Here is a 16,083-nt window from a genome sequence, read left to right on the forward strand (position 1 = left end):
TCTTTTGCTGGCCTTCAATAACCCTAAGTTATAAACATCGGCCTGCTGGTATTGGATTAATCCAAAAGTGCAGCCAACTTGTCCGCAAGTAGCTGATTAACCGCTTGTGGGTTGGCCGTCCCTTTGGAGGCCTTCATCACTTGGCCAACAAAAAAGCCCATCATCTTGCCGCGTTTATCCACTTCAGCCGCCTTATATTGCTCGACTTGGGCGGTGTTTTTGGCCAGTACTTCATCAATAATGGCTTCAATTGCACCTGTATCTGTGACTTGCTTGAGGCCTTGTGCAGCAATAATCTCGTCTGCGCTTTGGCCTTCTTGTGCCCATAAAGTAGCAAATACCTGTTTTGCGGCTTTACCATTAATGGTGTTATCTAGGATTCTTTGGATCAGTTGCCCTAACTGAGTACTACTAACGGGTGAATCTTGGATTTCTAACCCATCACGGTTCAAACGTGCACTTAACTCGCCCATCACCCAGTTTGCAGCAGCTTTGGCATCTTGGCACACTTGATACACTTGCTCAAAGTAGTCTGCTAAAGCGCGTGAGGCTGATAAAACACTAGCATCATAAGCAGACAAGCCAAGCATTTCGATAAAACGGGTTTGTTTTTGGCTGGGTAGTTCAGGCAATTGTGCTTGCAGATGCTGGATATAAGCTTCATCCAAGACCACAGGTAACAGATCAGGGCAAGGAAAATAACGGTAATCGTTGGCTTCCTCTTTAGAACGCATGGCGCGCGTTTCATCCAAATCAGCATCATAAAGGCGCGTTTGTTGGATCACCCTGCCACCTTCTTCGATCAGTTCGATTTGGCGTTGGATCTCGTAATTAATGGCTTTTTCCACAAAGCGGAAGGAGTTCACGTTTTTAATTTCGCAACGTGTACCTAATGTCGTTTGCCCTTTAGGACGTACGGACACATTAGCATCACAACGCATAGAACCTTCTGCCATATTGCCATCGCTAATGCCTAAGTAAGTCACGATAGCGTGAATGGCTTTAAGATAGGCAACTGCTTCCTTAGCAGAGTGCATATCGGGCTCGGAGACGATTTCTAATAAAGGCGTGCCGGCACGGTTGAGGTCAATGCCTGTCATACCGTGGAAGTCTTCGTGCAGGCTTTTACCTGCATCTTCTTCTAGATGTGCGTGGTGAATACGTACATGTTTTGTTGTCTGCTCATCCAAGGTTAAATCTAACCAACCAGGCCCCACGATAGGTTCAGCCATTTGGCTGGTTTGATAGCCTTTGGGCAAATCAGGATAAAAATAATTTTTACGCTCGAAAACAGAACGCGTGCTAATTTTTGAATTGACGGCAAGGCCAAACTTGACCGCCATGGCCACGGCTTGTTCATTCACAACAGGTAAAACACCCGGTAAGCCTAAATCAATCGCACAAGCTTGGGTGTTTGCCTCAGCACCGAAAGCCGTGCTGGCACCGGAAAAAATTTTTGATTGAGTTGCGAGCTGGACATGCACTTCCAACCCGATCACAGCTTCCCATTGCATAAATAAGGACCCTTGGTAGCAAATTAAGCAGGCACGGTTTGACAGTTAAAACGCGAGTTGGGGACGCGCTTGATGCCAAGTGGTGACTTGTTGGAATTGATGTGCCACATTTAACAAACGGGCTTCTTCAAAATGGTTGCCAATTACTTGTAGACCGATTGGCCGTGTACCTGAGCGCCCTGCGGGTAAAGATAACGCGGGTACGCCTGCGAGGTTAATCGCAATGGTGTACACATCTTCCAGATACATTTGTACCGGATCTTGGGTGTTGGCACCCAGATCAAAAGCTGGGGTGGGTGCTGTGGGGCCCATTAAGACATCAACTTCATTAAAAGCATTGAGGAAGTCTTGTTGAATCAAACGGCGGATTTGCTGCGCTTTGCGATAGTAGGCATCGTAAAAGCCTTCCGAAAGTGCATAAGTCCCAATGAGAATCCGGCGTTTTACCTCAGCGCCAAAGCCTTCTTGACGGCTGCGCTTGTATAAATCTTCTAAGTCTTGCGGATCTTGGCAACGGTGGCCAAAGCGTACGCCATCATAGCGAGAAAGATTTGAGGAAGCTTCCGCAGGGGCGATGACATAATATGCCGGAATCGCTAAGTGTGTATGGGGTAAGCTGACCTCGCAGATGCTCGCTCCTAGAGATTCATAGACCTTAATGGCTTCTTCTAAGGCGGCGGCAACGTCTGCATGCAAACCTTCACCAAAGTATTCTTTAGGTAAACCGATTTTAAGCCCATCAAGATTCGCAGCTAAAGTCGCGCAATAGTCTGGTACCGCACGCTGTACACAGGTAGAATCCTTAGGGTCAAATCCAGCCATGGCATTAAGCAATACAGCACAATCTTGTGCACTGTGTGCCATGGGGCCGCCTTGATCTAAGCTGGAAGCATAAGCAACCATACCCCAGCGTGAGACACGTCCGTATGTGGGCTTTAAACCTGTGATCCCGCAAAAAGCGGCAGGTTGGCGAATTGAACCACCCGTATCTGTGCCTGTTGCCGCTGGTACTAAAGATGCCGCGACAGCTGCCGCTGAGCCGCCTGAAGAACCGCCAGGCACAGCTTGTAAATCCCAAGGATTTTTAACCGTGCCATAGTAGGAATTCTCATTGGATGAGCCCATGGCGAATTCATCAAGATTGGTTTTCCCTAAATTCACCATACCCGCGGCCGCTAAACGCTCGACAACCGTCGCATTGTAAGGGGGGACAAAGTTTTCCAGCATTTTAGAGCCACAACTGGTACGCATCCCCTGAGTACAAAAAATATCTTTATGTGCTAAGGGCAAGCCAGTAAGCGGGGTTGCTTGTCCCTGCGCGAGGCGTTGATCTGCAGCGGCAGCTTGTGCAAGGGCGCTTTCTTGGTCGCTGACACTAATGAAGGCATTGAGATGCGGGTTGAGCTTGTCAATACGTGCAAGCAGAGCTTGAGTTAGCTCCACACTGGTGAATTGGCGTGTTTGCAAACCTTGCGCAAGCTCGGTAAGGCTAGATTCGAGCACACTGGATTCAAGCATAGAAGCACTTCCTGAGAGACAAAATAAAAAAATGGATAGCCAAAGAGGTTGGGTTATTCAATCACTTTAGGGACAAGGAAGAGCCCAGCTTCCGTTGCGGGTGCACCAGCGAGCAAGGCGTCGCGTTGGTTGCTTTCTGTGACTTCGTCCACGCGTAGGCGTTGAGTCGCATCTAAAGGGTGGGCCATAGGCTCGACCTCTGAGGTATCCACCTGCTGCATTTGATTGACCAAATCTAAGATATTAGATAAATCCCGTGTATATTCAGGGATTAGGCTTGCATCAATTTGAATACGCGCTAGGTGGGCCACTTTTTCTACATCTGCTGAAGTTAATGCCATAAGGCTTTGTCCTTAATCCTGCTAAACATCTTAGTGAGGGATGGAAAGAGCTATAAAGGAATATAAAAGCGCAAGGATAGCATATCCACACGCACTTAGGTCGCCTTTGCCCATGTCGTGTTAAGATAGCAAGGGTTAAAGGCGAATTCTCGATATCAATCTTGGACCCGCGCCCTGTTTGGCTTGCCCAAAGGCGATGGCGTTGTTAGAGTTTGCGCAGCACAGGGCGTATCTGTATTTAGGTGAAATCAAAAGCATGTTCAAACGACTGAGAGGGTTATTCTCAAGCGATTTATCCATCGACCTTGGGACTGCAAATACCCTAATTTACGTACGTGGCCGCGGTATAGTGCTCGATGAGCCTTCCGTTGTTGCCATTCGTCATCATGGTAACCAGCGCAGCGTGGCTGCAGTTGGTCTGGACGCAAAGCGCATGTTAGGGCGCACACCCGGGAATATTACGGCGATACGCCCAATGAAAGATGGGGTGATTGCAGATTTCCATGTCACTGAGAAAATGCTCCAACATTTTATCAATAAGGTGCATGAGAATAACATTTTTACGCCTAGCCCCCGGGTGTTAGTTTGTGTGCCTTGTATGTCGACACAAGTCGAACGTCGCGCCATTAAAGAATCTGCGATGGGTGCAGGTGCGCGTGAAGTTTTCTTAATTGAAGAACCTATGGCCGCGGCGATTGGCGCCGGGCTGCCTGTAGAAGAAGCCCAAGGGTCTATGGTAGTGGATATTGGTGGTGGTACCACAGAAATCGCTATTATTTCCTTAAATGGGGTGGTGTACTCTGAATCTGTCCGTGTCGGCGGGGATCGCTTTGATGAGGCCATTGTGGCGTATGTACGCCGTCATTATGGTAGTTTGATCGGTGATGCAACGGCGGAGCGTATCAAGCAAGAAATTGGATGTGCACATAAAGATAGCGAAATGCGTGAAATTGATGTGCGTGGCCGTAATCTTGCGGAAGGGATTCCGCGTAGCTTTACGTTAAATTCCAATGAAATTTTAGATGCCCTACAAGAGCCTTTGTCCTCCATTGTACAAGCGGTGAAAAGTGCCCTTGAACAATCCCCCCCTGAATTAGCCTCAGATATTGCTGAACGTGGTCTAGTGCTCACCGGTGGTGGTGCTTTGCTACGCGATATTGACAAGCTGATTGCTGAAGAAACCGGCCTGCCTGTGGTGATTGCGGAAGAGCCTCTAACTTGTGTAGCGCGAGGCGGTGGTAAAGCCTTGGAGATGATTGATCAACACACCTTCGATTTGTTAGCAACTGACTAATGCAGCCAGTGCAAAATACTTTCTTCTGCTGTGATAGATGCAGGTAGAGGGCTAAAGCGGCCGACGTCTTGCCAAGGCGTCGGCTTATGAAAATCACTGCCCCAGCTCATTTTTAAGCCTAAAGCCCGCGCTTCTTTGACGAGCTGCTGGGTTTGGCTCGCCTCTTGACGTCCACTCACGATTTCCAACCCTTGTCCACCAGCTGCTTGAAATGCCTGCAATAAATGAGAACGTTTTCTTTGAGTAAGGCGATAGCGCATAGGATGCGCCAACACGGTAATAGTACCCGCTGCTCTTAAACCTTGAGTCGCTTCTGCCAAGCTTGGCCAATTGGTTTTGACATCACCCACTTTGCCGCTACCAAGATACTTTTTAAAGGCTTGGCGCTGATTGGTAACATAACCAAGATCACATAAAACTTGCGCAAAATGCGGACGGCCTAAGCTGGTGCCTTGGGCATACTCTTGTGCTTGTTGCCAAATCTGCGCTGTTAATGCCTCGCGTTCTGGCTTAGGCGCTAGGGTACGCGCTAAACGTTCAGCAATTTGTTGTGCCCTTTGCTGGCGTGCGGCTTCTTGAGGAATTAAATGCGCATTCAGCTTGCCTAAGTCCTGCTGATTAGGCAATAAAGCAACGATATGAATCCCAATCCCTTGCCAAACGCAAGACATTTCCACGCCGGTCAATAAATGAACGCCTAGACTTTGTGCTTGTTGGCGTGCTTCTGCAAGCCCTGCTAGGGTATCATGGTCCGTTAAAGCAAGGGTTTGCACGCCTTGTTGATGGGCGCGCTGCACCAGTTCTGCTGGTGTGAGTGTGCCATCAGATGCACGCGAGTGGGTATGTAAATCACTGGTATGACATGCCTGCATCTGATAGGTATCCTGTACTAAGGCGTGCTGAAGGGAAGGTATGCAAATAGGTGTTTCTCCGTGCGTCACAGCACAAAATAATGAAGATACTACTACACAGACGGGGCAAGCGTGAAAATACTGCTCGATTTTTTACCTATCGTATTATTTTTTGTCGCTTACAAAATGACAGGCGATATGATTACGGCAACCTTGGTATTGATTCCTGCGACCTTAGCACAAGTCGCTTGGGTTTGGTGGACAACGCGCCGAATTGAAACCATGTCACTGGTCACCTTAGGCTTGGTGGTACTGCTCGGTGGAGCTACGGTGATTTTCCAAGATGGGGCCTTTATTCAATGGAAGCCAACGATTGTGAACTGGTTATTTGCCGCGGCATTTTTAATTAGTCCTTTCTTCGGTGGCAAAACCCTGATCCAACGTATGATGGGGCATGCGATGCAGTTGCCGCAGGTCGTTTGGAAACGTTTAAATTTTGGGTGGATTCTCTTCTTTATTTTTATGGGAGCAGCCAATTTATACGTATTTAGCTACTTTAGCGAAGAAACTTGGGTGAATTTTAAGCTCTTTGGAATGCTAGGGTTGACCTTAGTCTTTGTGATTGCTCAAGGGGTTTATTTAGCAAAGCATATTCAGCCGACGACTTCAGACACAGAAAAAACAGAGTAAGCTCCCCTGTCGCAAAGAAAACTTCCTCCCCCTGTTCAGGGGAGGGAGGATCTTCTGTTTGTATCCCCGCCCGCGAGGGTTGAGGAGATTGCTAACTCGCACGAATTGCACTGAAAATGGCCCGTTTAGGGGCTGGTAAACCTTCGCAAGTGCGGCTTGTATCGGCTGGATCAAGAAAATCTTGTAAAGATTGATAGGTCATCCATTCAGTAGCTCTTTGTTCTTGTACTGAGGTGGTACTGACATCTAAACAACGCACTTGGGTAAATCCGCATTTGCGTAGCCATAAGCTTAAAGCCGCAACACTGGGTAAAAACCATACATTGGGCATTTTGGCATAGCGACCTTCTGGCACGAGCACCTGATTTTCATCGCCATCAATCACTAAGGTTTCTAAAATCAGTTCGCCGCCGGGGCGTAAAGTCCCTTTGAGTTGCCATAAGTGATCGATTGGGGAAGGTCTGTGATACAAAACGCCCATAGAAAAACAAGTATCAAAACAGGCTAACTCGGGCGGTAAAGCTTCCAAGCCTACAGGAATATGATGCACACGATAGGCATCAGCATCACCGATAAAGTGTCGAATGGCTTGAAACTGCATATAAAAACGCGGAGAAGGATCAATACCTACCACCCATTGCGCGCCTGCACCTGCCATGCGCCAACAGTGGTAACCGTTGCCACAGCCTACATCTAAGACTTTACGCCCTTGTAACGGTTGAATATGAGGCGCCAAGCGTTGCCATTTCCAATCAGAGCGCCATTCGGTATCAATCAAGGTTTGATGAACTTCAAAAGGCCCCTTGCGCCAAGGCATGAGTTGTTTCAGTAAGCCAGCGATTTTAGCTCGGGTTCCTGCATCAATATCAGGGTGAAAAATACGTACAGTCTCTTGATCGAGCTGTATTTGGGCATCTGTAATAGTTGGCAGTTTGTGTAAGACGCGTGCCCAACCCTTTAAATCTGCATGTCTTTGGGTGTCTAAACCCTGAGCCATCTGTTGTGGTAACAAGGCAAGCCAAGGGGCTGCACCATAAGATGCCATCTGTTGATATAAAGCGGCTTGATCTAAAGTTGTTATCGGTTGCTCTAAGCTTGCTAAGCGAAAGGCCATCGCCTGATGCTCCCGTGAAGTTCCGTGTGTACTTTATTTAATGGCTAATAAAGAAGCAAAGTTAAGATATTGAAACCAAACACCAGCTTGTGAAAAGCCTGCTTGGTATAAACGTTGGGTATGCGTGCTGAGGGTGTCGGTGTGCAAGACATCTTCTAAAGCGCTGCGCTTTTGGCTGATTTCTAGATCACTGTAACCATTCGCGCGTTTAAAATCATGGTGCAAATCATACATGAGAGGTTGCCATGACGCTTGCTCATCGGCGAAATGGACTTTCTCTGACAAAATTAACACTCCCCCAGGGACCAAAGCTTGGGCAAGGTTTTCTAATAAAGTGGCACGTGCTGGCGGCGCAATAAATTGTAAAGTGAAGTTGAGAATCACAACGGAAGCAGGTTGTAAGGTCAGCGTTTGAATATCTGCTTCCAGCACTTCTACCGGATGCTGGGGGCAATGTTGGGCAAGGGTTTGCCGACAAGAAGCCACCATCGCAGGGGCATTATCAACAGCAACCCATTGATAATCTTGTGCAGGTAAATGCTGGCAGGTTGCCAAGGTTGCTGCACCTAAAGAACAGCCAAGATCATAAATGTAAGTATTTTTTTGCGCATATTTTTGTGCAATCACACCTATCATACCAACAATCTGGCTATAACCGGGCACAGAACGTTGGATCATATCAGGAAAAACACGTACTACTTGCTCATCAAAAGAAAAGCTCGCAACCTGATCAAGCGGTTGCGCAAAAAGGGCATCACGCTGCCATGAATGTGAATCTTGCATGCAAAGGCCAACCTTGAAGATCAAAAACCTAATGATAAGACAGGCAAGCCCTAAGCTGCAAAGCTGTACGCATATTGTGACTTGCTTTTATTAGATTAAACTAATATTATCTGGGTTCAGATGATCAAGCTTGTCACTCTTTCTGTCGAGGAGGTTGTGTTAATGATGCCTTGGACCCGCCACTGGCTTAGCTTAGGGGTGCTCCTTGCGAGTACCGGCCTAGGTTTAGTGCTGACCGAGTTTAGCCACGCAAATGCGGGCGCTCAGTTAGCAAAAATGGAATTACATCCTCAAACCCTTGTACGCTATGTCACCTTGGATGCTGTGGTGGAGGCGGTCAACAATAGTAAGGTATCCGCACAAACCAGCGGCAAAATCACTGCGATTTATTATGATGTCGATGATGCCGTACCCGCAGGTGCGTTAATCATGCGCATTGATGATAGTGAACAAAAGACGCGTTTAGAACAAGCACAAGCCAGCTTGCAAGAAGCCCGTGTGAATTTGCGTGATGCCCAACAAAATTTCCAACGTATCCAAGGGGTGTATGAGCGCAAACTCACTTCTAAAGCGCAATATGATCAAGCACGCAATCAATATACTAGTGCGCAAGCGCGTTTTGATCGTGCACAAGCAGCGCAAGATGAGGCAGAAAAACTCCTTTCTTATACACAAGTCGTCGCGCCCTATGGCGGTATTGTAACCGAGCGTTATGTCGAGCTAGGCGAGCTAGTACAACCGGGAACCCCTTTAATGGCGGGGCTTTCTTTAGCGGCCTTGCGTGTGAATGTAGACTTGCCACAGCGCTATGCTGCCAGTGTACGCGCGCGTCGCGATGCACAGATTTTGTTACCTGATGGCCGTCAGTTGCTTGCAGAACATTTCACCTTTTTCCCGTATGCCGATCCTAAAACCCATAATTTCCGTGTGCGTATTGATATTGCCAATCCAGAAGGCGATTTGTACCCAGGGATGTTAGTGAAAGCACAATTTCCTCTTCAGCAAGAAGAGGCGCTGTTAGTGCCGCAAACAGCGGTCGTGCATCGTTCTGAGTTAACGGGGCTTTATATCTTGGATCAGCAAGGCCATCCCCGTTTGCGTCAGGTGCGTTTAGGGCACCCGCAGGGAGATCAAGTTGAAGTTTTGGCCGGTGTTCGTGCTGGTGAAACCTTGATCTTGCAACCACAGGCAGCACTAGTTTATTTGAATACGCGCAGAGGAAACCCAAATGAGTGAGGCGACGAAAGAAAACCCACCCGCTTTGGGGATTTCTGGCCGTATTGCACGCGCATTTCAAACATCGGAAATCACCCCCTTGCTGGCGTTGGTTGGGGTCTTGATGGGGCTGTTTGCCATTTTGGTCACCCCTAAAGAAGAAGAACCCCAAATTGATGTCACCATGGCCAATGTAATGATTCCTTTTGCAGGGGCAACTCCTGTGGAAGTGGAACATTTAGTGGCGATTCCAGCTGAGCAGGTGATGAGTGAAATCGAAGGTGTTGAGCATGTCTACTCGGTTTCCCGTCCTGGTATGGCGGTGATTACGGTACAATTTGCCGTTGGGGTGCCACGTCAACAAGCGTTAGTGCGTTTATATAATCAGGTGTTTTCTAATCAAGACTGGTTGCCACCGCGCTTAGGTGTAGGAACGCCTTTAATTAAGCCGATGGGAATTGATGACGTGCCCATTATGGCATTGACTCTTTGGAGTAAAGACGAGGCCACAGGCGCTGCGGAGCTACAACAAGTGGCTCATCAACTTGAAGTTGAATTAAAGCGGATTCCGGGTACACGCGATATTTATACCCTAGGTGGGCCGGATGATGTCGTGCATGTACAACTAGATGCTGCGCGTTTAGCGGGTTTTAATTTAAGCCTAGACGAGCTTAGAGCCGCACTGTTAAGTACAAATACTAACAGCCAAGAAACCAAGATTGTGCACAGTAATCAAGTGATTCCTGTGCAAGCTGGCGAGTTTATCAGCACAGTAGAAGAGGTACGCCAGCTGGTGGTTGGTGTGCATGAGGGCGCACCTATTTTCCTTGCGGATGTGGCAACCATTGCGCGTACCAGCGACACCTTAGAACAAGGTGTTTTTATGGGTTTAGGGCAAGCACACACAGAATATCAAGCACAAGTGTATCCCGCTGTCACTTTGGCGATTGCAAAGCAGCCGGGCAAAAATGCGATTGAGATCACCCAAGCCATTCGGCAGCGCCTTGCTGATCTGGAGAATTTAGCCTTACCGCAAGGGGTTGAGGTTACGATTACCCGAGATTATGGCCTCACTGCAGCGAATAAATCTAACACCCTGATGAGCAAGTTATTATTTGCTACAGGCTCTGTGGTGATCCTTGTTCTGGCGGCTTTGGGATGGCGACAAGCGCTTATTGTTGGTTTGGCAGTCATTATCACCTTAATGATTACCCTATTTGCTTCTTGGGCTTGGGGCTTTACGCTCAATCGGGTGTCTTTATTTGCGTTGATTTTCTCTATAGGCATTTTGGTCGATGATGCCATTGTGGTGGTGGAAAATATCCACAGGCATTTGCAAATGGGAGCGAAATCTTTACGTGAGGCCATCCCAGTCGCTGTTGATGAAGTTGGTGGACCAACGATCTTAGCCACGTTTACCGTGATTGCCGCCTTGATGCCCATGGCTTTTGTCAGTGGTTTGATGGGGCCTTATATGAGCCCTATTCCAATCAATGCTTCTGCAGGTATGCTGATTTCTCTGATTATCGCTTTTGTGGTGACCCCTTGGTTAGCCATCAAATTAATGCGTCACTCAGATCATGCAGATCATGCAGATCATGCAGATCATGCAGATCATGGCCATCAAGAAGCTGCGAATCCGAAAGCATTAAAATTTTTCCGTACCCTGTTTACGCCTTTTTTAGGGGCAGGTTGGGGACGAGCACGCCGCTGGATGTTAGGGTTTGCTATGCTCGGATTAACCGTGGGGGCTGCCGCCTTACCTGCAGGATTTTTTGTGGTATTAAAAATGCTGCCTTTTGATAATAAATCCGAGTTTCAAGTCATTGTGGATATGCCAGAAGGGACTCCGGTAGAGCAAACGCAAAGCGTATTATTAGCATTAGGGGCCTATCTAGAACAAGTACCCGAGGTGACCCATTATCAAACCTATGCAGGCACAGCCGCACCGATTAATTTCAACGGTTTAGTGCGTCAATATTATTTGCGTAGTGAGCCCCACCAAGGGGATATTCAAGTCAATTTGCTGGATAAAAGCCAACGCGAACGTAAAAGTCATGAAATTGCATTGGCGATGCGTGAACCCCTACAAGCCATTGGGCAACAATTTGCTGCGAACGTTAAAATAGTGGAAGTGCCTCCAGGACCGCCTGTTATGGCACCTTTAGTTGCTGAAGTGTATGGCCCAGATTATCAAACCCAGATCACAGCAGCACGTCAGCTAGCACAGCAATTTGCGGCTACGGCAGATATTGTCGATGTGGATACCAGCATTGAAGCAGATAGCCGTAAATATTTACTGAAAATTGACCGGCAACGAGCCGCAACACTAGGGGTTACTCAGGAAACTTTAGTTAAAGCTATTTATGCCGCCCTTGAAGGGGAAGATATTAGTTATTTGCATACGCCTTATCGAAAATATCCAGTGCCTATCCGTTTAGAATTGCCGGAGGGAGATAAAGCCCATTTAGAGCAAGTGCTTACTTTGCCGGTACGTAGCCAATCAGGTGATTTGATTGCTTTGTCTGAGGTGGTACAGATTATTGATACCCAATGGGAAAAAGCTATCTGGCACAAGGATTTATTGCCTGTCACTTATGTTATGGCAGATATGGCTGGTGAGCTAGACTCACCCTTGTACGGTATGTTTGATTTAGTTGGGCAAATTAATCAGGATGCGTCTTTTGAACAGTTTTTTATCCAACAACCACAACTAACACTCGTGCCTGCGATTAAATGGGATGGTGAATGGCAAATCACTTACGAAACCTTTCGTGATATGGGAATTGCGTATGGCGTTGGCATGATTTTAATTTACATGCTAGTTGTCGCTCAGTTTAAATCTTATCGGGTACCTTTAATTATTATGGCACCTATTCCTTTAACTTTGATCGGTATCATGCCAGGACATGCACTCCTTGGTGCACAATTTACTGCCACTAGTATGATAGGTATGATTGCACTGGCAGGGATTATTGTACGTAACTCTATCTTGCTGGTTGATTTTATTAACCAAGCGGTAGCACAAGGTACAAGTTTTGATGAAGCTGTCATTCAAGCCGGTGCGGTACGTGCACAACCCATTATTTTAACGGCTTTAGCAGCTATGATAGGGGCCTTCTTTATTTTGGATGATCCTATCTTTAATGGCTTAGCGATTGCGCTTATTTTTGGCCTCGCAATTTCTACCTTGCTCACCTTAATTTTCATTCCTTTGTTGTATTATGGATTTCGTCCACCGTCCATGCGTTAAGGAATAAAACGCCCCCGCCGTATGTCAGGCGGGGGTCTTGCTTTAAGCCTTAAGTATTTATTTTTTGTTGTAACTCTTCTAGGGTAACCCCCTTATTTTTCATTAAATTAATAATTTCCTGAATATCTTCTTGATGTTTTTCTTGCAAAGCTTTTTGCAAGTCCTGTACTAAGGCACTGATCTGTGGCTTAGAAAGGTTTTTTAATATTTTTACGCGTTTATTGCTTGTTTCTTTCATTAATGTATTTAAGCCTAAATCTGCCTCCTGTTTTGTAGTTTTTTCTAGGTTCTGTACTGGTTGGGTGATCACAGGTATATCTTCATTGGATATTTTACTATCATCTGCGCTTATTTTAATTTCATTTGCCAGAGTCTCTACTTGTATTGCAGAGGCTTCTTTTTTGAGTGTCTGGTGATAAAAAGCCAAAGGCGGCAACATATAATCTAAATGTTCCCGTAAGGTTTGATGTACTTTTTTTATTTTTGCAGGCGTAATATAGTCGGTGGAAGATTTTTTTTGCTGTAGAGCTTGGTTGAGTTCTGCTTGGATTAAATTTTCGCGAAATTTTTCTATTCCTTGTAGGCTTGCTTCTTGCATCACCATCTCGTGCTCCTGTTTGCGTAATTTGTCTGCTTGTAATCTTAATTGTTTGATAATGGATTGGCGGACTTTTTGCAGTTTTCTTTCAAGTACGATTTTGGGAGTAATAAGGCCTTTAGCTTGAGGAGGATGATGAATAGGTAGGCTGATCTCTGTTGTTTGGTGAGGTTGGTGTAGCTTTTTAAGCTCATGCTTAATATCCCCAATAAAGTTATTATAAGACTTAGTATCTGAAGGTGTTGCTCCTGTGTGAAATACTTTATCTATGCCTTTGATTTTAACTTGTAAGTGGTTGGATTTCTTCTTGCGATAACTAAAAGGTCGCTCCCCTAAAAGATCTGGCAAGTATTTAATAATACGCTTTTGATAAGGGCTGTAACATCTTAAGGCATCAGACATGGTGAGAACTCCCTATTCTAATTAGCTTAAATACCAGATTTCATTGTGAACCTAGTATCATCATAAGTACAAGCTTTGTTTTATACATTATTCAATAAGGATACTAGAAAAAATGCCTGAATTGAGGGAGGTTAAGCTTAACTTTTGCCCACCCGCAAGATTGGGTAGAATAGACACGATCTGTCATCCACCTTTTTTATCAAGAAGAGAAGTTCCGTGTCCAATCCTCTAGCCACTAGTGTGCAACATTTTCATCCGCAATTGATCGCGACTGATGCAGGTCAAGGACAAGCTGAACAAGCCAAACGCGAGCAGCCCGAGTACAAGAAAAAACGCGAATTTAATAAACTACAAAAGCGTTTGCGGCGGGCCGTGGGGCAGGCAATTGCAGATTATGATATGATCCAAGACGGGGATAAAATCATGGTTTGCCTTTCGGGGGGCAAGGATTCTTATACCTTACTTGATATTTTGATGAATTTACAAAAAAGTGCGCCTGTGCATTTTGAATTAATTGCGGTTAATTTAGATCAAAAGCAGCCCGGATTTCCTGAGGAAGTTTTACCTAATTACTTAGCGAACTTAGGCATTGCCTATCATATTATTGAGCGTGATACTTATAGTATTGTCAAAGAAATTGTTCCAGAGGGAAAAACCACTTGTGGTTTGTGTTCACGTTTGCGTCGTGGCACTTTATATGGATTTGCACAAGAAATAGGGGCAACTAAAATTGCATTAGGGCATCATAGAGATGATATTTTAGAGACTTTTTTCCTCAATATGTTTTATGGTGGTACTTTAAAAGCAATGCCGCCAAAACTTTTATCTGACGATCAGCAACATATTTTAATTAGACCTTTGGCCTATTGTAAGGAAGAAGATATTAGTGCTTTTGCACAGGCAAAAGCTTTTCCGATTATTCCTTGTAATCTCTGTGGCTCACAAGAAAATATGCAACGCCAAGTCATTAAAGAAATGATACGTACATGGGAGCGCCAGTATCCAGGACGCACGGAAACGATGTTCCGTGCGTTACAGAATGTGGCGCCTTCACAGTTGGCAGATACGCAGTTATTTGCGTTTCATGCTTTGGAGCAAAAGCGCGCTCAATCAGAATAAGCAAGTAGAGTAAAAGTTGCTAAATCTGCATCTGCAAGGCGTTGGCGGCCACCTGCATCGGGAAGGTCTATTAAGGTGGCCACTTCATGAATCTGGCCTTGTTGGCGACGAATGAGTGCACTGGCTGCTAGTAAAGTGCCACCACTGGCAAGTACATCATCAATTAATAAAACACGACTTGCTTCAGTAAAGGTATTTTTGGCAAGCTCCAGTGTCCTATCTCCCCCAGCACCATGCGCACGTTCGCGCATGACTTCACCTGGGACTTCCCCTAAATCCTGAAACAAAATGATAGGGACGTTTAATTGATAAGCCAGCATAGAAGCCACTAAATAGCCCTTGCCTGGTAAAACCGCAACATGGGTGACACCCGTATCTAGATAACGCTGTGCGAGTGTATCGAGTACCATGTGTACCGCTTTGGGATCTGCAAGTAGGGGGGTAAAGTCGCGAAGATGATACCCGCGACGTGGAAAATCTTTATGAGTAACGACTAAAGATTTCACATAAAATTCATCAAACACCATGCGTTCCTCCCGAACTCCTTGAATAATTATTTTAACTTCCAACACTCGGTGTTTTAGGTGAAGCCCTCAGGACGAAGAGGCAATACGCGGACTGGACTCTTGTGTCACTAAACCTGCAAGCAAGCCTAATTGTTCCATGTCCAAAATATGTACCTCTTTACCATTAACCGCGATTAGTTGGTTATTTTGGAAGCGTGTAAAGACACGGCTTACCGTTTCTACTGCCAACCCTAAATAATTGCCGATTTCGTTACGTGACATGGGCAATCTAAAGGTATAAGGCGAGTAACCCCGTCGCTTAAAGCGTGTGGATAGATTACTTAGAAAAGTCGCGACCCTTTCTTCAGCATTTTTCTTGGATAACAGCATCATCATTTGCTTATCATCACGTAATTCCTTACTCATGATACGCAGAATTTGTGCTCTTAATTCTGGCAATTCTACAGCTAACTCTTCTAAGCGTGAAAAAGGAATCTCACAGACAGTGGTTGTTTCTAAAGCTTTGGCAGACACGGGATAAGTATCACAATCCACGCCATCTAAGCCCACGAGCTCACTAGGCAAATAGAAATTGGTGATTTGTTCCTCACCTTCATTAGTCATTGCATAGTTTTTGATACTGCCTGAGCGTACCGCATACACACAATCAAAGTTGTCCCCTTGATGAAAAAGATACTCGCCTTTTTTCAAAGGTTGGCGACGTTTAATGATACGATCAAGTTGATCAATATCTTCAAGATTTAACGATAAAGGTAAGCACAGCGAACTTAGACTACAAGTTACACAACGCGCTTCCTTGCTAGGATGAAAACATAGGCCTTTTAAATGCCGACTAGGCATAAACGCACCCTCCATAACGCTTGG

The 16,083-nt window shown here is 45.9% G+C and carries 14 protein-coding genes; 5 read left to right on the top strand and 9 right to left on the bottom strand.

Annotation, left to right across the window (positions count from 1 at the left end):
• Positions 1-56 precede the first annotated feature (56 nt).
• From gatB to gatC, 3 genes are read right to left on the bottom strand one after another with little or no spacing between them, the layout of a single operon-like run.
• Positions 57-1,514, bottom strand: coding sequence for an Asp-tRNA(Asn)/Glu-tRNA(Gln) amidotransferase subunit GatB (gene gatB / locus BMX05_RS09735; RefSeq protein WP_093311033.1), 1,458 nt, complete (start codon positions 1,512-1,514; stop codon positions 57-59).
• A 45-nt stretch (positions 1,515-1,559) separates the two neighbouring features.
• On the bottom strand, positions 1,560-3,032 hold the full coding sequence (gene gatA / locus BMX05_RS09740; protein ID WP_395855295.1) for an Asp-tRNA(Asn)/Glu-tRNA(Gln) amidotransferase subunit GatA: 1,473 nt from the start codon (positions 3,030-3,032) through the stop codon (positions 1,560-1,562).
• Positions 3,033-3,085: 53 nt separating this feature from the next.
• Positions 3,086-3,373, bottom strand: coding sequence for an Asp-tRNA(Asn)/Glu-tRNA(Gln) amidotransferase subunit GatC (gene gatC / locus BMX05_RS09745; RefSeq protein WP_093311035.1), 288 nt, complete (start codon positions 3,371-3,373; stop codon positions 3,086-3,088).
• Between the two features lie 256 nt (positions 3,374-3,629).
• On the opposite strand from gatC, the gene BMX05_RS09750 reads away from it, so the two are divergent.
• Positions 3,630-4,667, top strand: a complete 1,038-nt coding sequence (locus tag BMX05_RS09750; protein ID WP_093311280.1) for a rod shape-determining protein — start codon at positions 3,630-3,632, stop codon at positions 4,665-4,667.
• On the opposite strand, the gene BMX05_RS09755 is transcribed toward BMX05_RS09750, so the two are convergent.
• Positions 4,664-5,539, bottom strand: coding sequence for a PHP domain-containing protein (locus BMX05_RS09755; RefSeq protein ID WP_093311038.1), 876 nt, complete (start codon positions 5,537-5,539; stop codon positions 4,664-4,666). The two genes, BMX05_RS09750 and BMX05_RS09755, sit on opposite strands and share 4 nt — an antisense overlap.
• 111 nt (positions 5,540-5,650) lie before the next feature.
• Here BMX05_RS09755 and BMX05_RS09760 point away from each other — a divergent pair, with 111 nt between their 5' ends.
• Positions 5,651-6,208, top strand: a complete 558-nt coding sequence (locus BMX05_RS09760; protein WP_093311041.1) for a septation protein A — start codon at positions 5,651-5,653, stop codon at positions 6,206-6,208.
• Positions 6,209-6,299: 91 nt separating this feature from the next.
• Here the strand turns inward: BMX05_RS09760 and cmoB are convergent, their stop codons facing one another.
• Positions 6,300-7,322 (bottom strand): tRNA 5-methoxyuridine(34)/uridine 5-oxyacetic acid(34) synthase CmoB, encoded by a 1,023-nt coding sequence (gene cmoB / locus BMX05_RS09765; protein WP_093311044.1) that lies wholly within the window; start codon positions 7,320-7,322, stop codon positions 6,300-6,302.
• A gap of 33 nt (positions 7,323-7,355) precedes the next feature.
• Complete coding sequence (gene cmoA, locus BMX05_RS09770) at positions 7,356-8,105, bottom strand: carboxy-S-adenosyl-L-methionine synthase CmoA (protein ID WP_093311046.1); 750 nt, start codon at positions 8,103-8,105, stop codon at positions 7,356-7,358.
• A gap of 162 nt (positions 8,106-8,267) precedes the next feature.
• Here cmoA and BMX05_RS09775 point away from each other — a divergent pair, with 162 nt between their 5' ends.
• Positions 8,268-9,341, top strand: a complete 1,074-nt coding sequence (locus tag BMX05_RS09775; protein ID WP_177166870.1) for an efflux RND transporter periplasmic adaptor subunit — start codon at positions 8,268-8,270, stop codon at positions 9,339-9,341.
• Complete coding sequence (locus BMX05_RS09780; protein WP_093311052.1) at positions 9,334-12,573, top strand: efflux RND transporter permease subunit; 3,240 nt, start codon at positions 9,334-9,336, stop codon at positions 12,571-12,573. The genes BMX05_RS09775 and BMX05_RS09780 overlap by 8 nt, the downstream gene beginning before the upstream one ends.
• Positions 12,574-12,622: 49 nt before the next feature.
• On the opposite strand, the gene BMX05_RS09785 is transcribed toward BMX05_RS09780, so the two are convergent.
• Positions 12,623-13,519 (bottom strand): hypothetical protein, encoded by an 897-nt coding sequence (locus tag BMX05_RS09785; RefSeq protein ID WP_143051961.1) that lies wholly within the window; start codon positions 13,517-13,519, stop codon positions 12,623-12,625.
• Between the two features lie 318 nt (positions 13,520-13,837).
• On the opposite strand from BMX05_RS09785, the gene ttcA reads away from it, so the two are divergent.
• Positions 13,838-14,692, top strand: coding sequence for a tRNA 2-thiocytidine(32) synthetase TtcA (ttcA, locus tag BMX05_RS09790; protein ID WP_093311284.1), 855 nt, complete (start codon positions 13,838-13,840; stop codon positions 14,690-14,692).
• Here the strand turns inward: ttcA and BMX05_RS09795 are convergent.
• Both BMX05_RS09795 and fnr read right to left on the bottom strand, forming a co-directional pair.
• Positions 14,680-15,219 carry an adenine phosphoribosyltransferase gene (locus BMX05_RS09795; RefSeq protein ID WP_093311060.1) on the bottom strand — a complete coding sequence of 180 codons (540 nt, stop codon included), beginning with the start codon at positions 15,217-15,219 and terminating at the stop codon, positions 14,680-14,682. The two genes, ttcA and BMX05_RS09795, sit on opposite strands and share 13 nt — an antisense overlap.
• 66 nt (positions 15,220-15,285) lie before the next feature.
• Positions 15,286-16,059 (bottom strand): fumarate/nitrate reduction transcriptional regulator Fnr, encoded by a 774-nt coding sequence (gene fnr, locus BMX05_RS09800; RefSeq protein WP_093311287.1) that lies wholly within the window; start codon positions 16,057-16,059, stop codon positions 15,286-15,288.
• Positions 16,060-16,083 lie beyond the last annotated feature (24 nt).

This window comes from Allopseudospirillum japonicum (assembly GCF_900108915.1).
Lineage (GTDB): Bacteria > Pseudomonadota > Gammaproteobacteria > Pseudomonadales > Halomonadaceae > Pseudospirillum > Pseudospirillum japonicum.

Excerpts from the sequence above, each read along its gene's own strand:
- gatB (WP_093311033.1), bottom strand. The coding sequence starts at position 1,514 with ATGCAATGGGAAGCTGTGATCGGGTTGGAAGTGCATGTCCAGCTCGCA.
- gatA (WP_395855295.1), bottom strand. The coding sequence starts at position 3,032 with ATGCTTGAATCCAGTGTGCTCGAATCTAGCCTTACCGAGCTTGCGCAA.
- gatC (WP_093311035.1), bottom strand. The coding sequence starts at position 3,373 with ATGGCATTAACTTCAGCAGATGTAGAAAAAGTGGCCCACCTAGCGCGT.
- BMX05_RS09750 (WP_093311280.1), top strand. The coding sequence starts at position 3,630 with ATGTTCAAACGACTGAGAGGGTTATTCTCAAGCGATTTATCCATCGAC.
- BMX05_RS09755 (WP_093311038.1), bottom strand. The coding sequence starts at position 5,539 with ATGCAGGCATGTCATACCAGTGATTTACATACCCACTCGCGTGCATCT.
- cmoB (WP_093311044.1), bottom strand. The coding sequence starts at position 7,322 with ATGGCCTTTCGCTTAGCAAGCTTAGAGCAACCGATAACAACTTTAGAT.
- cmoA (WP_093311046.1), bottom strand. The coding sequence starts at position 8,105 with ATGCAAGATTCACATTCATGGCAGCGTGATGCCCTTTTTGCGCAACCG.
- BMX05_RS09775 (WP_177166870.1), top strand. The coding sequence starts at position 8,268 with ATGATGCCTTGGACCCGCCACTGGCTTAGCTTAGGGGTGCTCCTTGCG.
- BMX05_RS09780 (WP_093311052.1), top strand. The coding sequence starts at position 9,334 with ATGAGTGAGGCGACGAAAGAAAACCCACCCGCTTTGGGGATTTCTGGC.
- BMX05_RS09795 (WP_093311060.1), bottom strand. The coding sequence starts at position 15,219 with ATGGTGTTTGATGAATTTTATGTGAAATCTTTAGTCGTTACTCATAAA.
- fnr (WP_093311287.1), bottom strand. The coding sequence starts at position 16,059 with ATGCCTAGTCGGCATTTAAAAGGCCTATGTTTTCATCCTAGCAAGGAA.